Here is an 18,835-nt window from a genome sequence, read left to right as displayed (position 1 = left end):
GCGCATGTATTCGAGCTCACCCAACAACTGCTCGCGGGATTTCTCTGCGTCATTGGTGTCTGTGGGCTTGATTGGCTTAACTTTCTTGGGCACGGCTGATCTTCTTTGGTTGGCGACAGAGGTGGCAGGACTGCCACTGTAGTGCTGCCGCAGCCAAATGCCTATCTGTGAGGACTGTCCAAGATCAAAGTGCGCAGCTGTTTGGCGCAGCGAGAGTCGATGCTCAAGCATGTGCTTGAGTACCTGCCGTTTGAAGTCCTCAGTGTAGCGCTGGCCATGTGGGCGGGGACTGAGGCTGGCGGTGGATCGGTAACTGGCAACCCAGCGCCGAAGCAAACTGAAATCGATGCCCAAGTGTCGGGCCACTTTGCGAAAGCCGTTGCTGCCTTCCAGATAGGCCGTGATCGCCGTGAGCTTGAACTGCTCTGAGTATTTGCCCATAAATCCCCCAAGGGTTGGATTGGTGTCCAACTTCTTGGGGGCAGTCCAGAGACCGCGCATAACTTGAGGTTTGCGCTGTACATGTGGGAGCTGGCTTGCCGGCGATGGGCTGCAAAGCAGCCCCTTTATCGCTTTACTTCAGGAAGCAAGCGCCTGCGAACGCTGGCGCAGTGGCATTTCGTAGCGGTGCGGTTGCTGCCAGGCCAGCCGTGCCTGCACATCGACCGCCGCGTCCTTCACCTTCTGTGTCCAGTTCTCATCCTTCGGGCACACGACCACAACGCGGAACCCGTGGTCGACGCCTTCCAGCCGAACCCCTTCGGAGTCATCGACATGCAGGTCGATATCGAACGCCGAAGGCAACTTCGAGGGGGAATTCTCCAGGCCCTTCTGGGCCAGGATGTGTTGGTGCCGGTCGCTGTTGACCACGCCATCGACATGGATGCCATACAGCATCAGCCAGCGGCGAATATAGGCCGGTGTGCGCCCCGAGGAGGTATAGATCCAGATGCTGCAACCCTGGCGGCGCAGGTCGCGGATCAGCGAACGCGTGCCACTGCGCAGGGGTTCGCCCAACCAGCGGTGGACGAAGCCCGGCAGCTTGCTGTCCTCGGCATCAGCGTGCTCAGGCAGGCAGGCGAGCGTGTCGTCGATATCGAAGGAAATGCGCACCTGGCCACGTTTGAGCTTGCGCTCGATGGCTTGGCGCCCGCGCTGGAGCATGGATGAACGAAGCATCAGCGGCTCCTCTCGCAGGCAGGCACAGGCGTACTGCTCAGGAAGAACTTGCCGGGCTCAGGCGCCTTCGCTTCAAGGAAAGCGGCGTACTTTTTCTTGATTTTGGGTAGTTCGTACAAAGCCTTGACACCGTGTTTGGCGGAGTTGCGAATGACCGAGGACGGGTTGAAGTAACCCTCGGCGTTATCCAGCGACAGCACGAATGGCGGCAGCCCGGCACGCATCAGCAAATAGCTGACAATGAGCGAACCCGTGCGGTTGTTGCCTTCGATGAACAGCTGCGGCTTGCTGAGGATACGTACATACACACCGGCAGCCCGCTTCCAGACCGAATCGCTGCGGTACGAGCAGTACCAGTTGTACAAATCCTTGATGCCACCTTCGACGTTGTTGAAAAAGTGCGCCTCGGTTGCAGCCAGGTGAGGGGCGAACTCCAGGCGGCGGGCCGGGTCGCTGCCGCACAGCACGGTGGCATTGATTTCCAGCATCAGGTTCAGCTGTTGCAGGTCGAACAGGTCGATACCGCGAGCGACATAGTCGTCAATCAGGGCATAGCCTTCAAGCACATTCAGCAGCACCTCGTCGGTGAACGGGTCCCTCGGTTCGGTGAAATGCTGGCTGAGTTCGGCAAAGCGGCCCTGCACCTCACGCAGTGCGCGCTCTACCGCTGACAGATCAAGACGACGCATCGCTCGCATTGGAAATCCTGGGTAACACTTTAACGGAAGGTAACGCGGCCGGGCGTTGCAGCCTCCCTGGCTGCAACGCCCGGCCACCTTGAAAAGTGATCAGCTGAACTTGCCGCTGATGTAGTCGGCAGTCAGTTGTTCACGCGGGTTCTGGAAAATCTGCGTGGTCGGGCCCATCTCGACCAGGTAACCGGTACGGGTACCCTGGGAGATATCGACCGAGAAGAACGCGGTGGTGTCGGCGACACGAATCGCCTGCTGCATGTTGTGGGTGACCAGCGCGATGGTGTAGTCCTTCTTCAGTTCGACCATCAGCTCTTCCACGCGGCGGGTAGCGATCGGGTCGAGTGCCGAGCACGGCTCGTCCAGCAGCAGCACCTCCGGTTCGGTGGCGATGGCGCGCGCGATACACAGACGCTGCTGCTGGCCGCCAGACAGGGACAGGCCGCTGACCTTGAGCTTGTCCTTCACTTCGTCCCACAGGGCGGCGCCTTGCAGGGCGTGCTTCACGCGGTCACCCAGGTCGCCCTTGTAGCGGTTCAGGCGCAGGCCGAAGGCAACGTTGTCGAAGATGCTCATCGAGAACGGGTTGGGCTGCTGGAACACCATGCCGATGTAGCGGCGCACGACTACCGGGTCGACGCCCTTGCCGTAGACATCCTGGCCCAGGAAGTGCACATGCCCTTCGAAGCGGAAGCCTTTGACCAGGTCGTTCATGCGGTTGAGGCTACGCAGCACGGTACTCTTGCCGCAGCCGGACGGCCCGATGAAGCCGGTGATTTCGTTCTTGCGGATCGGCACATGGCTGTCGCGTACGGCCATGAAGTTGCCGTAGAAGATCTTGTCCAGCTTGCAGTCCATGACGATGGGGGCTTCGTTGACCATGGGAGCGGCCTTTTGTGCTGTGGATACGTTCAAGTTTGGATGCTCCCTTTCTCAATACTTGGGCTTGCCGAATACACGGCTAAGAATGTTGATTACCAGCACGATCATTACCAGTACCAGCGAGGCTGCCCAGGCGAGCTCCAGCTGGTTGTCGAACGGCATGCCGGAGAAGTTGTAAATCAGTACGGCCAGCGAGGCAGTCGGGTTCATGACCGCCAGGCTGCCGTCGTGATAAATCCAGTAGTTGCTGAACAGCGCGGTGAACAGCAGAGGCGCGGTTTCGCCAGCGGCGCGGGCCACGGCCAGCATGACGCCGGTCAGGATGGCCGGCAGGCCGGTGGGCAAGACGATCTTCCAGATCACCTGTGCACGGGTGCAACCCATGCCGTAGGCAGCATCTTTCATGATCTTGGGCACCATCTTCATCGACTCTTCGGCGGTCAGCACCACGATCGGCAGCATCAGTACCGCCAGTGCCACGCCACCTGCCGGCGCCGAATAGGTACCGGTGGTCATCACCACCAGGGCGTAGGCAAATACACCGGCCAGGATCGACGGCAGGCCAGTGAGCATCTTGGCGGCAAAGCGCGCGGCGTTGGCCAGCTTGCTGTCCGGCCCGAGTTCGGCCAGGAATACCGCCGCCAGGATGCCAACCGGCACCGCGATGGCCGCGGCGATACCGACCATGACGAAGGTACCGGCCATGGCGTTGCCGAAGCCACCGCCCATTTCGAAGCCGGTGGGTGGCAGCTCGGTGAACACTTCCAGGTTAAGGCGTGCACCGCCGCGGGTAACCAGCATGTACAGCACGGAGATCAGCGGCACGCTGGCCACCAGCGCCGCAACCCAGGCCAGCGTGGTCAATATCAGGCTGCGCAGGGCACGGCCTTCCAGCTTGCGCTGCAGGCTGGGCAAAGCAGTTGTTGGGGTGCTGAGGTCAGTCATTATTTGTTACCCCGCTGGGCGTAGAGCATGATCATCGAGCCGAGCACGTTCACCAGCAGGGTGATGAACATCAGCACCAGTGCGGCGTACATCAGTACTTCGACCTCGTTCGGGCCGGCTTCCGGGAAGTTCAGCGCCAACAGCGCCGCCAGGGTGTTGGCCGGGGCGAACAGGGACACGGAAATGGTGTTGGCGTTGCCGACCAGCATGGCCAGCGCCATGGTTTCACCCAGGGCACGGCCCAGGCCCAGCACCAGCGAGCCGAAGATGCCGGTGGCAGCGGATGGCACCATCACCTTGAGGATGGCTTCCCAGTGCGTGGTGCCCATGCCGTAGGCCGCCTGCTTGGTTTTCATCGGTACGCTGGTGAGCGCATCCTGAGAAACGGCGGCAATGGTCGGCAGGATCATAATGGCCAACACCAGCGCCGCAGGCAGCAGGCCAGGGCCACTCAGGGAGGTGCCGAAGAACGGGATCCAGCCCAGCTCGCTGTTCAACCAGGTGGTCAGCGGGCGGATGGCCGGGATAACGACGTAGATGCCCCACAGGCCATACACCACGCTGGGGATGGCGGCGAGCAGCTCGACGATGGTGCGGAACACGGCAGCCAGCCGTGCCGGCAGGAAATCCTGGGTAAGGAAAATGGCCATGCTGACGCCGAAGAAACCGGCGATCAACAGTGCGATAAGGGCGCTGTAAAGCGTGCCCCAGATCGCTGGCAGAATACCGTACTTGCCTTGGTTAACGTCCCAGACAGTGCCGAACAGCACGTCAAAACCGTGTTTTTCAATGCCTGGCAGTGCCTTGCGGCCCACTTCGTAGACCAGCGCGACGACCAGCGCCAGTACCAGCACCACACCAATGCGTGCAAGCGCACGGAAGGTACGGTCAACCAGGAAGTCTTTCGCAGACGGTGGCTGGCACGCGGAGTCGGGGTTATCCGGTATGGCAAAGGGTGTGTTCATGGGCAAATTCCGGGACAAGGGACAAACACTCCCGGCACGGCTTCACTGCCATACCGGGAGCGCCTGGGTATTACTGGATGTTGGCCGACGCTTTGCGCACCTGGTCGACAACCGACGGTGGCAGCGGGATGTAACCCATCGAATCGGCGATGGTCTGGCCTTTGGTCAGGCTGTACTCGACCATTTCACGCATGGCTTTGGCCTTGGCCGGGTTGCCGTTGTCCTTGCGGAAGATCATCCAGGTGTAGGAAGTGATCGGGTAGGACTTGGCACCGGTTGGGTCCGGCAGCCAGGCCACCAGGTTTTCCGGCATGTTCACCGCAGCCAGTGCCTCGGCGCCGCTCTCGGCGTTAGGCACGACGTATTGGCCAGCCTTGTTCTGCAGCACGGCGAAGTCGACCTTGGCCAGCTTGGCAAAACCGTACTCGATGTAGCCGATGGCGCCTGGGGTCTGGCGGACGGTGGCGGTTACGCCATCGTTTTTCGGCGACTTGATGAACTTGTCAGTGGCCGGCCAGTTAACGGTGTTGCCTTCACCCAGCCCTTGCTTGAAGTCAGCGTTGATGGCCGACAGGTGCTTGGTGAAGACCGCGGTGGTACCGCTGGAGTCGGCACGTACCACCACGGTGATCGGGGTGGCAGGCAGCTTCAGCTCAGGGTTGGCCGCAACGATTTGCGGGTCGTTCCACTGGGTGATCTTGCCGAGGAAGATGTTGGAGTACACATCGCGCGGCAGCTTCAGGCCTTTAGGGTTGCCCGGCAGGTTGTAAGCCAGCACGATTTCACCGGCGGTCATTGGCAGCAACTGCACGCCTTCGCCAACCTTGGCAATGTCTGCTTCGCTCATGGCCGAGTCGCTGGCGGCGAAGTCGACGGTCTTGTTCAGGAAGTCCTGTACGCCCGCCCCGCTCCCCTTGGACTGGTAATCAACGGTGACGCCAGCGGTGTTCTTGCTGAAGTCCTTGAACCAGGTCAGGTAGATGGGTGCAGGGAAGCTGGCACCGGAACCGGTCAGGCGAACGTTTTCGGAAGCAAAGGCTGCCGAAGTGGCGCAGAGGGAAACGGCAACAGCGAGTGCAGCAGACTTCATCAGGCGTTTCATCAAAATGTGCTCCGTGTGATGGCCGGCACACTTTGCATCAGCTGTGTTACAGCTTTGTGACTATTGAATGGCAGGCCGCACGTTAGAGCTTTCTGGTTGCGCCATCACGGCAGATTGATGCCATGCGCGGCTCACCGGCATCAACCAAGGCCGGCAATACCCCCCTCATCTGTTTCAGGGCAGCGGTTACGGCATAGGCACTCGAACTCCGCCGCAGCCCGGGTCGGGAAGTTGAGGCTCAGGCGCATCTTGTCTTGCGTGTCATAAAGGTCGTAGCCCTCCGCCAACACGGCAGGAAAGCCGAGGCGGCGTGGGTAGATTTCTTTCTGGAGCGGCACGGCAGGAACCACAACGAAGCGCGTCTGCATGATCATCCCTCTTCGGCAGTTCTTTAGTATTAGTACCGCTAAGGGAAAGCATCAAGCTGACTCATGTAAAATTGCGCGTGCGCTCATCAGGCACGGTGAAGGCTGAATACCTTCATCAGGATGAGCACGCAAAAGCCCAGCAGGCAGAGCACGCCGATCCCATAGAAGAGTGTTCGCCAAGGCTGCAGCGCCGCCAGGTAGGCCCCTGTGTGCAGGCCCCTGGCCAAAGTGAACACGACGCACAGCCATGCGGTGAGCGCAGCAGGCGAATCCAGTGCAATGGCCAGCCCGCCAAGGGCAAAAAAAGCCGGGATGTTCTCAAGATCATTGGCCCACACTCTGGCGGCGCGGATTACCTGCGGGCGCTCCGCTGGCAAAGGGGCGCGCTTGAAGACAGCGGCATCCTCCGGGTTGGTGAACGCGACAACGCGCAAGCGGTGATAGCCCTGATAACAGGAGACCAGGAACATCTTCAGGAACAACGCGACTACGCAAAGCGCAAAGACATTCAGGGTATTGCTCATGGCTGGCGCCCTCCGGTAACGCCTCTGACCACCAGGTACAGCAACGGCCCCAATGAAACGAACACAACGGTCAGCAACAGGTAGGGCAGCACCGTGAGCCCTCCGCGCCCTCGCTTACGGTTGTCCGCCACCATCCAGACGCAAGCCAGGCCCGCCATCAAGTACAGGTCAATGACCACCTGGGCGGTGTCTGGCCGCGAAAACAGTGCCAGCCCGAACGCCAGCAGCGACTGCTCGGCCATCAGCATCGTCCAGCCGGTATACAGCGAAAACAGCACCAGCAATGCCAGCGCGCAGATACGCAAGCCCATCTCGTTCTCCTTGGTAGGGTTTGCCAGCACAGTAGTGATAGGGTTGCTTGCGCTCAATGACCCGTGAGGTCATGGACATTGCACTCAAGGACGATCAGGGCAACGCATGAATCCGCATCTTTTCCATCGAAACACCCCAGCCCCACAGACCCCGGCGGGCCAGCATCTGCGTCAGCTGCGCCGGCAGGCCAACCTCAGCCAACTGGAACTGGCGCTGCTGGCGGGGCTGTCGCAGCGTCACCTGAGCTGTGTGGAAACCGGGCGCGCCAAGGCCAGCCCGAGCACCTTGCATGCCCTGCTTTCGGCCCTTGGCGCGCCGCTGGCGTTGTGTAATGAGGTATTCGTCGCCGCCGGGTACGCGCCCCGCTACGCGGCCTCGCCACTCGATGCGCCTGAACTGGCGTTGGTCCATACCGCTATCGACCATATCCTGCAGGTGAACAACCCCGCACCGGCCATCGTCATCGACAGCAACTGGGACGTCATCGCAGCCAATACCAGCACCGGCCTGCTGTTGGCGATGGCAGGTGTTACGGCGCAACCAGTGACAGGGCTCAACCTGTTGCAAACACTGCTCTGCCCTGGCGGCCTGGGCGATCACCTGGCCAATGCGCAGGAGATCCGCGCCGCTGCCTGGCAGCGCGCCACCAGGGAGGCCGCCGGCAACCCGGCACTGGCCGAGCGCTTGCACGGCCTGCCGGCCCCGGTCAGCCCGCTTGAAACGGCGGTGGCGGCTCCCGTGTTGCTCACCCGTGTATGCACGCCTTACGGCGTGCTGACGTTTCTGTCCACCTTCACCACGTTCGGCATGCCGCAGGACATTACCGTGCAATCACTGCGCATCGAGCACCTGATCCCTGCCGACCCACAGACACGGCAGCGGATGCAGGCGGCATTCGAACAGTGGTCGGCCGTTACAGGGTGAACGACAACGTCTGGCCCAGGAACCTGGCACTGACCTGATGCCCGGTTCCATTCAGGTCGAACGGCTGGCACATCGCCCCGGTGGTCACCACATCACCCGCCTTCAGGGTCTGCCCACGCTCGGCGGCGTGGGCATAAAGGTGAGCCAGCGATACCAGCGGGTCGGTTGCCGCATCGCCAGACAAACCCCGCGCCCGACATTCACCGTCCACGTAAACCTCGGTGGTTTCCGCCAGGTCGGCCAACAGGGGTATGTCGATACCTGCGCCCAGGCTGTCGCTGACCACCAGTGCTTCAAACCCGACGTTGTCCGCGACAAAGCTCGGCCAGCCGACAGCCTTGCGGTCAACGAAACGCGAGCGCACCACTTCGAACGTGACGCAGGTGGCGCGGATATCCTCACTGACCGGTACCCGCCCGGCTTGCGGGGCGATATCACGGTCGAGCACGAAGGCGACCTCGCATTCGATAGTGACGGGCGTTACAGCAGGCAGTTCGATGTGCACACCGCTTGCGTGGCAGCGCTTGGCTTCCAGCTGGCCAATCAGGGGCCGGGACAAATTGGCTGCACGCATGCCCGCGGGGCTGCCGACACCCAGCTTCCACCCGGCGCGCGGGCCAGCGGCGGCAGCAAACAACTGGTCCTGGCTGTCGTAGCCTTGCGTCAGCGTCTCGGGCCTGAGGCTGGCGGGCAGCTCCGTCAGCAGGTCACCGCTGTGCCAGTGCTGCAGAAGCAAGGCTGCGGTACGTTGGTGTACGAAGAGCGGACTGTTCATCAAGACCTCATGAGGATGGGTGATGGCGGACGACAGATGCTAGGGCCTGAAATTGATAAGGATAAATATATTGTCGTGATACCTGGCATCACAAACTGTTCGGCTACACCGGCAGCTCGGTGGTCAGCTTGATCTTCTCCATCGGCACTTCAGTCTTCACGTTCTGCACCACGCTCAGGCTGGTCAGGTGCTTGATCTGAAAACGCCGATACGCTTCCAGGTCTGCCGCCACCACCCGCAACAGCAAGTCGCAATCGCCCGCCATCACATGGCATTCCACCACTTCGGGCAACTGGCGTACGGCCTCGACAAACGCGTCAGTGGTGTCCTGGTCCTGACGTTTCAGCCATACCCGCACGAACAGGGTCAGGCCCAGCGCGACCTTGGCCGGGTCCAGCAAGGCTACGTAGCGCTCGATCACCCCGGCCTCCTCCAGCAGGCGTACCCGTCGCAGGCACGGCGAGGGAGACAACCCCACCTGTTTGGCCAGTTCCTGGTTCTGCAACCTGCCGTCGCGCTGCAGTGCTCGCAGGATGCGCCGGTCGATGGCATCAAGCTTGATTGGCATTGACTAACCTCTTCTTCGATATTTTCGGTAGCAGATGCCAAATGCTCTGCGCATCAACGCAACTACGCAAGCCAATTTCAGCGATTCATTGGAATACTTTTCCTCCACTGGAGGTGACCATGAATACCCTTGAACCTGTACTGAACAATCCCCCCGCCACCACACCGCAGGGAGAGCTGCGCCGTGGCGCCATCGCCGCCGTGCCGGTGCTGCTGGGGTTCATCCCCTTCGCCCTGGTACTCGGCGCGCAAGCTTCGCAGCACCAGCTGGCAGCCGGCGAAGTGGCACTGATGACCGGGCTCAACTTCGGTGGTGGCTCGGAGTTCGCCGCTATCGAGCTGTGGACATCACCGCCGGCAATCCTGGTGATTGTTGCCATGACCTTGCTGGTCAACAGCCGCCACCTGCTGATGGGCGCGACCCTGGCACCGTATTTGCGCCATCTGCCCCTGCCCAAGGCATTGGCGGCGCTGTTTTTCATGTGTGACGAGAGCTGGGCCATGGGCTTGGCCGATGCACGTCAGCGCGGCGACTTCAGCCTGCGATACTTCATGGGCATAGCGTTGTGCCTGTGGGTCACCTGGGTGGCTTTCACCAGCCTTGGCGCGCAAATCGGGCCGTTGCTCGGCGACCTGCGCAGCTACGGCTTCGACATGGCCTTCGCTGCGGTCTTCCTGGTGCTGCTCAAAGGCATGTGGAAAGGCGTGCATGCCGCCCTGCCATGGCTGTTCAGCCTGTTCACCGCAGCGCTGTTCTACCTGCTGATTCCCGGTGGCTGGTACGTGCTCGCGGGTACCGTGGCCGGCCTGGTGACCGCTTACCTGTGGGCCAAGCCATGATTGACGTTGCTACGCTGATCACCATAGTGGGCATGGCCGTGGTTACCTACCTGACCCGTGCGCTGGGTTTTCTGCTGCTGCGTAACCGCACCCTGGGGCCACAACTGACCCAAGTGCTGAACGCTGCACCCGGCTGCGTGCTGATTGCCGTGATCGCACCGAAGTTCGTTTCCGGGCACCCGGCCGACCTGATTGCGCTAGGGCTTACGGTGTATGCAGCTACGCGCTTTTCCCTCTTACCGGTGGTGGTGTTTGCCATTGTCGTCACAGGGGTGCTGCGCGTGCTGTTGCCCGCATGATCCGCTGCGGCTTCTCCATTCCATTGACACACATCAAGCCCTCGCGCCGGGTTCGCGCGACGATGGTTGCAAGCACGGAATGACTCAAGCACCGCCAGGCGCACAGGGCTCAAGGTTCACCCTCGACCCTTGTGCGCGACCTTGGACAAGGAGCCCCACATGAACCCGCTGAAACACATACTGGTTGCCACCGACCTGTCCCCCTATGCCCGCAACGCTGCGGAGCGCGCCGCCTACCTGAGCAAGGCGCAACAGGCCTCGCTTGACCTGCTCTACGTTGCCAACCCTGCACCCTTCGAGCGCCTGAAGCAGTTGGTCGTGCCTGACGACGACCTGTTGAAGCGCGTACTGGATAGCGCCGGGGAAAAAATCCACGCGCTGGCCGCCATGCTGTTCCAGCGCTACGACATCTCTGCAGGTGTGCAGGTTGCCAGCGGCTCGGTGACCACGGAAATCACCCGGGTGGTACAGGACAAGCACAGCAGCCTGCTGGTGTGCGGCGCCAGGGGCCAAAGCGTGGCCCGGCGCCTGCTGCTGGGCTCGACCGTGCAGAAAATGCTCACACGCATGCCCTGCCCTTTGCTGGTGGTCAAGCCTGCCCCTCGTGATGCCTACCGCACCGTGCTGGTTCCCGTCGACTTTTCCCCCGTGTCGCTGCGCGCCATCGCGTTGGCCAGGCGTATTGCCCCACAGGCCGAGATCATCCTGCTACATGTGTACGAAGCTCCGTTCGAAAGCAGCGTGCGCTTCGCCCATATCGATCACGACACCTTCACCCACTACCGCAATGTGATCCGCAAGGATGCAGTGACACAGCTCGCCGCCCTGAGCAAGGCTGCCGGCATGCCCGATGCACGGCAGATCGTGGTGCATGGCGACCCTGGCTGGCGCATTGCCGAACAGGAACAGGAGCTGGAATGCGACCTGATCGTGGTCGGCAAGCAGGGTACTAGCGCGCTGGAGGAACTGTTGGTGGGTAGCGTCACCAAGCATGTACTGAACGAATCGCAGTGTGATGTGCTGGTGGCACCCTAAGCCTCTGAACGAAGCTGAGCGGACATCGCATGCAAATTCGCTATATACTTTTATATACAGCGAATCCATAAAGCCCGAACGATGCCGTGATGTACGCTCAGCCCGACACGCCAGACACTGCCGACGAAGACGCTAGCCCCCCGTACGGCACAATCGATCATGCGTTGGGTAATCCCGGTATACGACGCAAGAATCAGAAGCTGATTCTGAAGGCAGCCAGCGAGTCGTTTGCCTTGACCGGCTTCACCGCCACCCATTCGCACGATATCGCCGAGCGTGCCGGGGTACCCAAGGCCAACCTCTACTACTACTTCCAGACAAAAGAGAACCTGTACGTCCAGGTGCTGATGAGTTTTGTCGAGCCGTTGGTGAAGGCCTCGGCAGCACTGCGAAAGAACGACGACCCGATAGCGGGGTTGCGGGCCTATATCAAAGCCCGCATCCGCATCATTCGGGAGCACCCGTTCAGCGCTGCAGTGTTCAGCCAGGAACTGCTCTCTGGGGGCAGGCGCCTGCCTGAGGCGTGCAAAAACCTGCTACACGAAGAAGCCCGGCGCAACGTTGCCTGCCTGCGCGACTGGATCGATCATGGCCGCCTGGCGCCCTGTGACCCTGAACACCTGATGATCTTCATCTGGTCGGCAACGCGCACGTATACCAACCTGGCCTGGCAAATGTCGCAGGTCAGAGGCGTGGCCCAACCGGACAAATCGGACTTTGATCGCGCCACCCGCACGGTTATCCAGATGGTGCTGGGGGGCGTCGTCCCGAAACAGCCATGCACGGCGACACAGCGATAACAAGCGCTCTACGCCAGGTGTTTCATCGATTGCGCTGATGTTTACTATCAAGCGGCCTGCCTGTCGGCCTGACAAGGCCGTCCCTATAATCCCCTGCAAATCCCCCCGCTCCTGCGCCTGCTACAGGCGATATCCCTCATGGAACCGAACCCCATGCCAAGCAACCGCCAGGCCCCTCGCGGCCTTCCCGAACATAGTCAACAGAGTGTCCTGCAGCAATGGCTGGCAATCCTCTCGGTCGCCGTGGGTGCCTTCGCCCTGGTCACCAGTGAGTTCCTCCCGGTGGGGGTGCTCAACGATGTGGCCAGCGACCTGGGCATCAGTGCCGGCCTTGCCGGCCTGATGGTGACCCTGCCCGGCATCATGGCCGCATTGGCCGCGCCCCTGATTTCCGTCGGCGTGGGTGCGCTGGACCGGCGCTACCTGCTGATCGGCCTGACGCTGATCATGATCATCGCCAACGCGATCGTGGCCTATGCCGGCGACTTCAACCTGTTGTTGGTCGGCCGCGTGCTGCTGGGCGTCAGCATTGGTGGTTTCTGGGCGACCGCCATCGCCCTCAGCGGCCGACTGGCACCTGACGGCATGGGCGTGGCCAAGGCCAACTCCATCATCATGGCTGGCGTAACCCTGGCAACCGTCGTGGGTGTACCCGTGGGCACCTGGCTGAGTGGCCTGATGGGCTGGCGCATGACCTTCCTGGTGACCGCGCTGGTGGGCGTGCCCGTGCTGCTGGCGCAAGTGTTCCTGCTGCCACGGCTGATGCCGGAAAAGGCCATTCGCATCAGTGACCTGCCGGCGCTGTTCATCAACCCGCAAGCGCGGGTCGGCCTGATCGCCGTGTTGCTGATTGGCCTGGCGCACTTTGCCGCATACACCTACGTTGCACCGTTCTTCAAACAGAATGCCGGCTTCGACGGGCCTACGATCGGCTCCTTGTTGCTGCTGTATGGTGTGGCCGGCTTCATGGGTAACATCTTCGCCGGCTTTGCAGCCAACCGCAGCGTGCGCCATACCCTGATGCTGGTCGCGTTGATGATCGCCGTCAGCACAGCCCTGTTCCCGCACTTCGCCACCGGCATGACCGGCGCCGCGATGCTGATCGCACTGTGGGGCTTCGCCTTCGGTGCGTTCCCGGCCTGCGCCAACATCTGGATGTTTGTCGTAGCCCCCAAGGATGTCGAGCGTGGCATGCCGCTGTTCGTGGCCATGTTCCAGGTGATCATTGCCGTGGGCTCGTTCTTCGGCGGCCAGGTGGTCGACCACATGGGCACAGCGGTGCTGCTGAGCCTGGCCACGGCGCTGGTAGGCTGCGGCTTTGTCACGGTGTTGGTGCTGGGCCGCAACGTCAGCAACAGCCTGGCGACGCAGCCAGGCTGAGTTGTAGTACCGGGGCTGCTGTGCAGCCCCTCGCGGGCAAGCCCGCTCCATCAATCACGTAACACTTGCACGTATGCCTTGCGCTCCACGAGTGGCTCAGAACCACTGCCCAAAACGGCGGATATACAGCGCCTTCATGGCTTGGGCGACCACGCAGTAGCCCAGCAAGGTGGCGACCAGCCAAGGGAAATACGCCCACGGCAGCGGCACCAGGCCGACCATCGCGCCTACGGGCGAGAACGGAATGTAGACCCCCAATGCCATCACCAGGCCGGTCGCCAGCACCACCGGCAGCGCAGCAGTGCTCTGGAAGAACGGCACCTTGCGCGTGCGCAGCATGTGCACCACCAGGGTTTGTGACAGCAAGCCCTCAATGAACCAGCCCGACTGAAACAGCGCCTGCATCTCGACACTGTTGGCGGCGAACACGTACCACATCAGGGCAAAGGTGGTGATATCGAAGATCGACGAGGTAGGGCCGATCCACAGCATGAAGCGGCCGATGTTGCGGGCGTCCCATTTGCGCGGCTCGCTGAGAAACTCCTTGTCCATGCGATCCCAGGGCAGCGACAGCTGGGAAAAGTCGTACATCAGGTTCTGCAGCAACAGGTGAATCGCCAGCATCGGCAGGAACGGAATGAACGCACTGGCCACCAACACCGAGAACACGTTGCCGAAGTTGGAACTGGCCGTCATGCACAGGTACTTCATGATGTTGCCAAAGGTTTCGCGGCCTTTGAGCACGCCCTCCTCAAGCACCATCAGGCTTTTTTCCAGCAGGATGATATCGGCCGACTCCTTGGCGATGTCGGTGCCGCTGTCCACCGAGATACCAACGTCGGCATCACGCAGGGCTGCAGCATCGTTAATGCCATCGCCAAGGAAGCCCACAGTGTGACCATTGCCCTGCAGGGCCTTGAGCACGCGAGATTTCTGCAGCGGGGTGAGCTTGGCAAAAACGGTGCGCGCCCCCACCTCACGCTTCAAGGTGATGTCGTCCATCCGCTCGATGTCCTCGCCGAGCAACGGCAGGCCTGGCGCCAGGCCAACTTCACGGCAGACTTTGCAAGTGACCACCGGGTTGTCGCCCGTCAGCACCTTCACCCGCACGCCCCTGTCGCGAAGCGCGGCGATGGCCGGGCCGGCAGTTTCCTTGGGTGGGTCGAGGAAGGTCAGGAAACCCTGTATCACCAGGTCGCGCTCGTCGTCGGTGTGATATTGCGCCTTGCTTTCGGCCGCCGGGATATCACGGGTGGCGACCACCAACACCCGGAAGCCATCCTGATTGAAGGCATCGGCGCTGGCCAGCAGGCGCTCGCGGCGGCGCGGATCGAGCGCTACAACGCTGCCGCCTTCCTGCACATGAGTGGCGATGGCGAGCATTTCTTCGACCGCGCCCTTGCTGACCAACAGGTGATCGCCCAAGGCGTTCTTCACCACCACTGACAGGCGACGGCGGATGAAATCGAACGGTAGTTCGTCGACCTTGGCGTAGGCATAGGGCGCCTGGAACTCACGGTCCTGGCCAGCGAAATGCAGCACGGCCTGGTCCATGAGGTTGCGGATACCGCTTTGGTGATGGCTGTTGAGCCACGCCAGTTCAAGAATGTGCTTGTCGCGCTGGCCGTCGAAGCGCACGTGGTGTTCCAGGATGATCCGGTCCTGGGTAAGCGTGCCAGTCTTGTCAGTGCACAATACATCCATTGAGCCCAGGTTCTGGATAGCGTTCAGACGCTTGACCACCACCTTGCGCCGGGCCATGGCCACAGCACCCTTGGCCAGGTTGGCGCTGACGATCATCGGTAGCATTTCCGGGGTGAGGCCCACCGCCACGGCAAGCGCGAAGAGGAAGGCATCCCCCCAGTCACCCTTGACCACGCCGTTGATCATGAACACCACCGGTACCATCACCAGCATGAAGCGAATCAGCAGGCTGCTGACGCTGTTCACCCCACGGTCGAAGGCGGTCTGGCTGCGCGAGCCGGCAATGGCCTTGGCCAGCGAGCCGAAATAGGTGCGGCGGCCGGTGGCGACCACCACTGCGCGGGCACGGCCGCTGACCACGTTGGTGCCCATGAAGCAGATGTTCGTCAGCTCTAGCAGGTTGCCCTGGCTGTCGCCCTGCTCGGTGGCGGACTTTTGCGCAACGTGGCCCAGCGTGTCGTACTTCTCGACCGGCAGCGCCTCGCCAGTGAGCACCGCCTGGCTGATGAACAGGTCGCGGGACTCAAGCAGGCGGATGTCAGCGGGGATCATGTCGCCGGCAGAAAGCTGCACGATATCGCCGGCCACCAGGTCGTCCATGGGCACTTCGCGCAGGCGCGGGGCCTGCCCGACCTGCTCACGGCGCAGCACGGTGGCGGTAGTGCGCACCATTGCCTTGAGCGCGTCAGCCGCCTTGTTGGAGCGGTATTCCTGCCAGAAGCGCAGCAGGCTGCTGAGGCTGACCATGGTCATGATGATGACGACTTTGGTCAGGTCAGCATCGTCCGTTTCGCCTGCACGAACCGGCAGCCAGTAGTCAGTGACAAAGCTGATCCCGGCCAGGGTCAGCAGTACATAGATGAACGGATTGTGCAGGGCCTTGAACAATTGCACCAGCGCGTGGGGTTGCTGGTCATGGGCAACCTGGTTGGCACCATCACGCTCCAGACGCTTGGCGGCTTCGTGCTCGGTCAGGCCCTGTTCAGTCGCATCCAGGTTGGCGAGGGTGACGGCCAGGCCATTACGCGCTTCACGGGCGGCGCGGGTAGACAGGCGGGTTTGGCGTTCGGCGTTGGCCGATGGGGTGTTGCGGTGTTTGACAGTCATGTTGCTGTGCTCCTGCCGCTGCGGCGGCACGACACACAGACGTTTCACCCAGGCGGTGAACGAAGGCATGTCGGGTCGCAGAAAAATGCTGGGGTTTTCCGACAGTTGTCTGTCCGCTGCCGAGGGTCGGAAGTTGTTTCGGCAGCGAACTTTCTACTCGCGCAGTCCATGGTGTATTCCTTTTTTATAAGTGCCGGACAATAGTGTCCCCGCGAACTTTTTAGGTAAAAAGTTCGGCAGGAAAGATACCGTTCAATATCTTTTATTCAGGGAAAAGTTCTGGGCTGATGACGGGCGTGATGGCGCGCCAGCAGCCCCCACCTACCTGGGGGCTCCTGGCTGTCGTCAGGGTTGCAGTACTGGCGGGGCGGCCAGGCGCAGGCCCGCAGCGCCAGAGGACAGGCGTGCAGGCGATATGAAACGAATGACGTGAGGTTCATGAGCTTGCCTCCAACCGGCGAACACCGGCGGCGGCAAGTCACGGCGGAGCATCAGGCTCTGGCGCGGCTTGCCCGACCGGGGTGTCGGGACCGGTGTTCCGGTTCAAGTGCCTGACCGGGCCGTACGGCGGCGGTCAGGCAGCGACTAGATACTGTGTCCATTGAATTCTTCAGTGAATAGGAAAAGGCCCCGTTCTCGGGGCGATCGAACTTTATTCAAGCGTAGTATCGAAGTCAACCCGCAACGGCAATGTTAAACAAGTTTAACCTTGTTTTAATGTTACTTGCGGGCGTGGCCTGATGCCTGACTTTACAACCTGAACCTACCCGCCAGCGCTGTCATCTGCCCGACCAACCCCGACAGCGCCTTGCTCGCTTCGCTGGTTTGCTGTGCGCCCGCCGCCGAATGGTTCGACAGCTCGCGAATGTTCAGCAAGTTACGGTCCACTTCCCGCGCCACTTGGGCCTGCTCTTCGGCCGCACTGGCAATGACCAGGTTGCGCTCGTTGATTTCACCGATCGCACTGTAGATGCCCTCCAGCACCTGCCCTGAGGCCAGGGTCACATCCAGCGTCGACTGGGCACGGTTGGTACTGGCCTGCATCGAAGCCACCGCGGCCTCGGTACCGGCCTGCACGCGGCCGATCATCTGCTCGATCTCCTGGGTCGACTGTTGTGTGCGGTAGGCCAATGTGCGCACTTCATCCGCCACCACCGCGAAGCCACGGCCGGCCTCACCTGCGCGGGCAGCCTCGATGGCCGCATTGAGCGCCAGCAGGTTGGTTTGCTCGGACACCGAGCGGATCACCTCCAGCACCTTGCCGATATCCCGTACCTGCCCGACCAGTTGCTCCAGGTGCGCACTGCTGGTCTGGATCTCGCGGGTCATGGCCTCGGTGCCGTCGATGTTGTCACTGACCTGACGACGGCTTTGTGCGGCCAGCTGGTTGGACTCACTGGTGGTCTGCGAAGTGGTGATGGCATTGCGTGCAACCTCCTCCACAGCGGTGGTCATTTCGGTCACGGCAGTAGCGGCCTGCTCCAGCTCTTGCCCCTGCTGGCGCAGGTTGTTGGCGCTTTCCTCGGTGACCGCGTTCAATGCCGTGGCAGCAGCGTCCAGCTGCCGGGCGCAGTGGTCGATTTGCCCAAGGGTATCGCGCTGGCTCTGCTGCATGCGTTGCAGCTCATGGAACAGCTGGCCGATCTCGTTAGTGCCCTGCCCTTGCACCGGCACGCTAAGGTCGCCACCGGCAATGCGCTGGAAATGCCGACCGGCTTCACGCAACGGGTGCAGTACCCGCTGGGCAATGAAGGCCCAGCACAGCACCGCCAACAGCAAGGTCACACCCAGCAGGCCCAGGCTCAGCCATTGCGCACGGGCCAGGCGCCGGTCGGACTCAAGCATGATCTGCTGACCACGTTCACTCAGTGCGCCAACCAGTTGCTGGCGCAACGCTTGCAACCGGCCCATGGCATTGCCGGCGTCGCTGTTGACCTTGAAGTACTGCTCCAGCGAGCGCTGGCGGGTCGCTTCCCGCTGCCCGGCCACTGCCTTGGCGTACTCGGCAAAGGTAACCTGCAGCTCGATGGCCAGTGTGCGAAGGGCGGCCTCGCGCGCGTTTTCGACAAATTCGTCGACCAGCTTCTGGCTCTTGTCGTTCAGCTCGACCGACAGCGCCATGCGCTTGCCTGCGCTCTCGTCATGGCCACCCAGCTGCTCGATGAAACCCGAGGACACATTGGCACTGGAACGAATCGCCATGAGCAACGCATTGTTCAACCGGTCCGACTGGTGTGCGGTCTGGTCCAGTTCGGTGATCTGCTGGTCACTGCCCACCGCTGCCCACCAGGCGCTCACGGTAGAAAACAGCAAGGTCAGGCTGAACAGCGACAATACCCAGAACATTCCGGTACGTATCTTCAGGTTGGCAAGCATGCGGGCAGTACTCCTGGTTGGCACCACTTCTGGTCGATGATTCGACGGTGGGTGTGCTG

General features: G+C 61.6%; 20 protein-coding genes. 6 read left to right on the top strand and 14 right to left on the bottom strand.

Translation table 11 applies throughout. From position 1 onward, the window contains the following. The 10 genes from A0O30_RS26325 to A0O30_RS26280 all read right to left on the bottom strand — a co-directional run. The coding region (locus A0O30_RS26325; protein ID WP_158261467.1) for a transposase at positions 1–471 on the bottom strand (471 nt) is incomplete at its 3' end. Positions 472–579: 108 nt separating this feature from the next. Then, on the bottom strand, positions 580–1,179 hold the full coding sequence (locus tag A0O30_RS26320; protein WP_105948664.1) for a hypothetical protein: 600 nt from the start codon (positions 1,177–1,179) through the stop codon (positions 580–582). Further along, complete coding sequence (locus A0O30_RS26315) at positions 1,179–1,877, bottom strand: hypothetical protein (RefSeq protein WP_105948663.1); 699 nt, start codon at positions 1,875–1,877, stop codon at positions 1,179–1,181. The genes A0O30_RS26320 and A0O30_RS26315 overlap by 1 nt, the downstream gene beginning before the upstream one ends. Positions 1,878–1,967: 90 nt before the next feature. Beyond that, on the bottom strand, positions 1,968–2,753 hold the full coding sequence (pstB, locus tag A0O30_RS26310) for a phosphate ABC transporter ATP-binding protein PstB (protein ID WP_060499193.1): 786 nt from the start codon (positions 2,751–2,753) through the stop codon (positions 1,968–1,970). A gap of 51 nt (positions 2,754–2,804) precedes the next feature. Continuing rightward, positions 2,805–3,698, bottom strand: a complete 894-nt coding sequence (pstA, locus tag A0O30_RS26305; RefSeq protein WP_016714318.1) for a phosphate ABC transporter permease PstA — start codon at positions 3,696–3,698, stop codon at positions 2,805–2,807. Continuing rightward, a complete protein-coding gene (gene pstC / locus A0O30_RS26300; protein WP_105948662.1) occupies positions 3,698–4,663 on the bottom strand; it encodes a phosphate ABC transporter permease subunit PstC in 966 nt (321 codons plus the stop codon). Before pstC ends, pstA begins: the two co-directional genes overlap by 1 nt. Before the next feature lie 70 nt (positions 4,664–4,733). Then, on the bottom strand, positions 4,734–5,765 hold the full coding sequence (pstS, locus tag A0O30_RS26295) for a phosphate ABC transporter substrate-binding protein PstS (protein WP_105948661.1): 1,032 nt from the start codon (positions 5,763–5,765) through the stop codon (positions 4,734–4,736). A gap of 140 nt (positions 5,766–5,905) precedes the next feature. Beyond that, complete coding sequence (locus A0O30_RS26290) at positions 5,906–6,139, bottom strand: hypothetical protein (RefSeq protein WP_105948660.1); 234 nt, start codon at positions 6,137–6,139, stop codon at positions 5,906–5,908. An 80-nt stretch (positions 6,140–6,219) separates the two neighbouring features. Next, the gene (locus A0O30_RS26285) at positions 6,220–6,657 is read right to left on the bottom strand and encodes an MAPEG family protein (RefSeq protein WP_105948659.1); all 438 of its coding nucleotides are present in this window, start codon (positions 6,655–6,657) and stop codon (positions 6,220–6,222) included. Then, entirely contained in the window at positions 6,654–6,968 is a 315-nt protein-coding gene (locus tag A0O30_RS26280) for a DUF2834 domain-containing protein (protein WP_105948658.1), read from the bottom strand. Before A0O30_RS26280 ends, A0O30_RS26285 begins: the two co-directional genes overlap by 4 nt. A gap of 106 nt (positions 6,969–7,074) precedes the next feature. Here A0O30_RS26280 and A0O30_RS26275 point away from each other — a divergent pair, with 106 nt between their 5' ends. Continuing rightward, the gene (locus tag A0O30_RS26275) at positions 7,075–7,893 is read left to right on the top strand and encodes a helix-turn-helix domain-containing protein (RefSeq protein ID WP_105948657.1); all 819 of its coding nucleotides are present in this window, start codon (positions 7,075–7,077) and stop codon (positions 7,891–7,893) included. Here A0O30_RS26275 and A0O30_RS26270 read toward each other — a convergent pair. Together A0O30_RS26270 and A0O30_RS26265 are read right to left on the bottom strand one after the other, a co-directional pair. Next, entirely contained in the window at positions 7,883–8,668 is a 786-nt protein-coding gene (locus A0O30_RS26270) for a 2-keto-4-pentenoate hydratase (protein ID WP_105948656.1), read from the bottom strand. The two genes, A0O30_RS26275 and A0O30_RS26270, sit on opposite strands and share 11 nt — an antisense overlap. 103 nt (positions 8,669–8,771) lie before the next feature. Beyond that, a complete protein-coding gene (locus A0O30_RS26265) occupies positions 8,772–9,236 on the bottom strand; it encodes an Lrp/AsnC family transcriptional regulator (RefSeq protein WP_218274929.1) in 465 nt (154 codons plus the stop codon). A gap of 119 nt (positions 9,237–9,355) precedes the next feature. Between A0O30_RS26265 and A0O30_RS26260 the strand changes: the two genes are divergently transcribed. From A0O30_RS26260 to A0O30_RS26240, 5 genes are all read left to right on the top strand, one after another. Continuing rightward, the gene (locus tag A0O30_RS26260) at positions 9,356–10,075 is read left to right on the top strand and encodes an AzlC family ABC transporter permease (RefSeq protein ID WP_105948655.1); all 720 of its coding nucleotides are present in this window, start codon (positions 9,356–9,358) and stop codon (positions 10,073–10,075) included. Next, entirely contained in the window at positions 10,072–10,374 is a 303-nt protein-coding gene (locus A0O30_RS26255; RefSeq protein ID WP_105948668.1) for an AzlD family protein, read from the top strand. Before A0O30_RS26260 ends, A0O30_RS26255 begins: the two co-directional genes overlap by 4 nt. Positions 10,375–10,533: 159 nt before the next feature. Next, positions 10,534–11,409 carry a universal stress protein gene (locus A0O30_RS26250; RefSeq protein ID WP_105948654.1) on the top strand — a complete coding sequence of 292 codons (876 nt, stop codon included), beginning with the start codon at positions 10,534–10,536 and terminating at the stop codon, positions 11,407–11,409. A gap of 89 nt (positions 11,410–11,498) precedes the next feature. Beyond that, complete coding sequence (locus tag A0O30_RS26245; RefSeq protein ID WP_105948653.1) at positions 11,499–12,209, top strand: TetR/AcrR family transcriptional regulator; 711 nt, start codon at positions 11,499–11,501, stop codon at positions 12,207–12,209. A 153-nt stretch (positions 12,210–12,362) separates the two neighbouring features. Beyond that, the gene (locus tag A0O30_RS26240; RefSeq protein WP_105948666.1) at positions 12,363–13,589 is read left to right on the top strand and encodes an MFS transporter; all 1,227 of its coding nucleotides are present in this window, start codon (positions 12,363–12,365) and stop codon (positions 13,587–13,589) included. Between the two features lie 96 nt (positions 13,590–13,685). Here A0O30_RS26240 and mgtA read toward each other — a convergent pair whose 3' ends face one another. Both mgtA and A0O30_RS26230 read right to left on the bottom strand, forming a co-directional pair. Beyond that, entirely contained in the window at positions 13,686–16,400 is a 2,715-nt protein-coding gene (gene mgtA, locus A0O30_RS26235; protein ID WP_256589821.1) for a magnesium-translocating P-type ATPase, read from the bottom strand. Between the two features lie 750 nt (positions 16,401–17,150). Next, positions 17,151–18,776 carry a methyl-accepting chemotaxis protein gene (locus tag A0O30_RS26230; RefSeq protein WP_105948651.1) on the bottom strand — a complete coding sequence of 542 codons (1,626 nt, stop codon included), beginning with the start codon at positions 18,774–18,776 and terminating at the stop codon, positions 17,151–17,153. Between the last annotated feature and the right edge of the window lie 59 nt (positions 18,777–18,835).

Source organism: Pseudomonas sp. LLC-1 (genome assembly GCF_002992185.1).
Taxonomy (GTDB): Bacteria; Pseudomonadota; Gammaproteobacteria; order Pseudomonadales; family Pseudomonadaceae; genus Aquipseudomonas; species Aquipseudomonas monteilii.
The sequence above is the reverse complement of the archived record's forward strand: the minus strand, read 5'-3'. Positions and strand labels throughout refer to the sequence as shown.

What these genes read in the sequence shown, in the direction of transcription:
- A0O30_RS26320 (WP_105948664.1), bottom strand. Translation starts at nt 1,179, where the DNA reads ATGCTTCGTTCATCCATGCTCCAGCGCGGGCGCCAAGCCATCGAGCGC.
- A0O30_RS26315 (WP_105948663.1), bottom strand. Translation starts at nt 1,877, where the DNA reads ATGCGAGCGATGCGTCGTCTTGATCTGTCAGCGGTAGAGCGCGCACTG.
- pstB (WP_060499193.1), bottom strand. Translation starts at nt 2,753, where the DNA reads ATGGTCAACGAAGCCCCCATCGTCATGGACTGCAAGCTGGACAAGATC.
- pstA (WP_016714318.1), bottom strand. Translation starts at nt 3,698, where the DNA reads ATGACTGACCTCAGCACCCCAACAACTGCTTTGCCCAGCCTGCAGCGC.
- pstC (WP_105948662.1), bottom strand. Translation starts at nt 4,663, where the DNA reads ATGAACACACCCTTTGCCATACCGGATAACCCCGACTCCGCGTGCCAG.
- pstS (WP_105948661.1), bottom strand. Translation starts at nt 5,765, where the DNA reads ATGAAACGCCTGATGAAGTCTGCTGCACTCGCTGTTGCCGTTTCCCTC.
- A0O30_RS26290 (WP_105948660.1), bottom strand. Translation starts at nt 6,139, where the DNA reads ATGATCATGCAGACGCGCTTCGTTGTGGTTCCTGCCGTGCCGCTCCAG.
- A0O30_RS26285 (WP_105948659.1), bottom strand. Translation starts at nt 6,657, where the DNA reads ATGAGCAATACCCTGAATGTCTTTGCGCTTTGCGTAGTCGCGTTGTTC.
- A0O30_RS26280 (WP_105948658.1), bottom strand. Translation starts at nt 6,968, where the DNA reads ATGGGCTTGCGTATCTGCGCGCTGGCATTGCTGGTGCTGTTTTCGCTG.
- A0O30_RS26275 (WP_105948657.1), top strand. Translation starts at nt 7,075, where the DNA reads ATGAATCCGCATCTTTTCCATCGAAACACCCCAGCCCCACAGACCCCG.
- A0O30_RS26270 (WP_105948656.1), bottom strand. Translation starts at nt 8,668, where the DNA reads ATGAACAGTCCGCTCTTCGTACACCAACGTACCGCAGCCTTGCTTCTG.
- A0O30_RS26265 (WP_218274929.1), bottom strand. Translation starts at nt 9,236, where the DNA reads ATGCCAATCAAGCTTGATGCCATCGACCGGCGCATCCTGCGAGCACTG.
- A0O30_RS26260 (WP_105948655.1), top strand. Translation starts at nt 9,356, where the DNA reads ATGAATACCCTTGAACCTGTACTGAACAATCCCCCCGCCACCACACCG.
- A0O30_RS26255 (WP_105948668.1), top strand. Translation starts at nt 10,072, where the DNA reads ATGATTGACGTTGCTACGCTGATCACCATAGTGGGCATGGCCGTGGTT.
- A0O30_RS26250 (WP_105948654.1), top strand. Translation starts at nt 10,534, where the DNA reads ATGAACCCGCTGAAACACATACTGGTTGCCACCGACCTGTCCCCCTAT.
- A0O30_RS26245 (WP_105948653.1), top strand. Translation starts at nt 11,499, where the DNA reads ATGTACGCTCAGCCCGACACGCCAGACACTGCCGACGAAGACGCTAGC.
- A0O30_RS26240 (WP_105948666.1), top strand. Translation starts at nt 12,363, where the DNA reads ATGCCAAGCAACCGCCAGGCCCCTCGCGGCCTTCCCGAACATAGTCAA.
- mgtA (WP_256589821.1), bottom strand. Translation starts at nt 16,400, where the DNA reads ATGACTGTCAAACACCGCAACACCCCATCGGCCAACGCCGAACGCCAA.
- A0O30_RS26230 (WP_105948651.1), bottom strand. Translation starts at nt 18,776, where the DNA reads ATGCTTGCCAACCTGAAGATACGTACCGGAATGTTCTGGGTATTGTCG.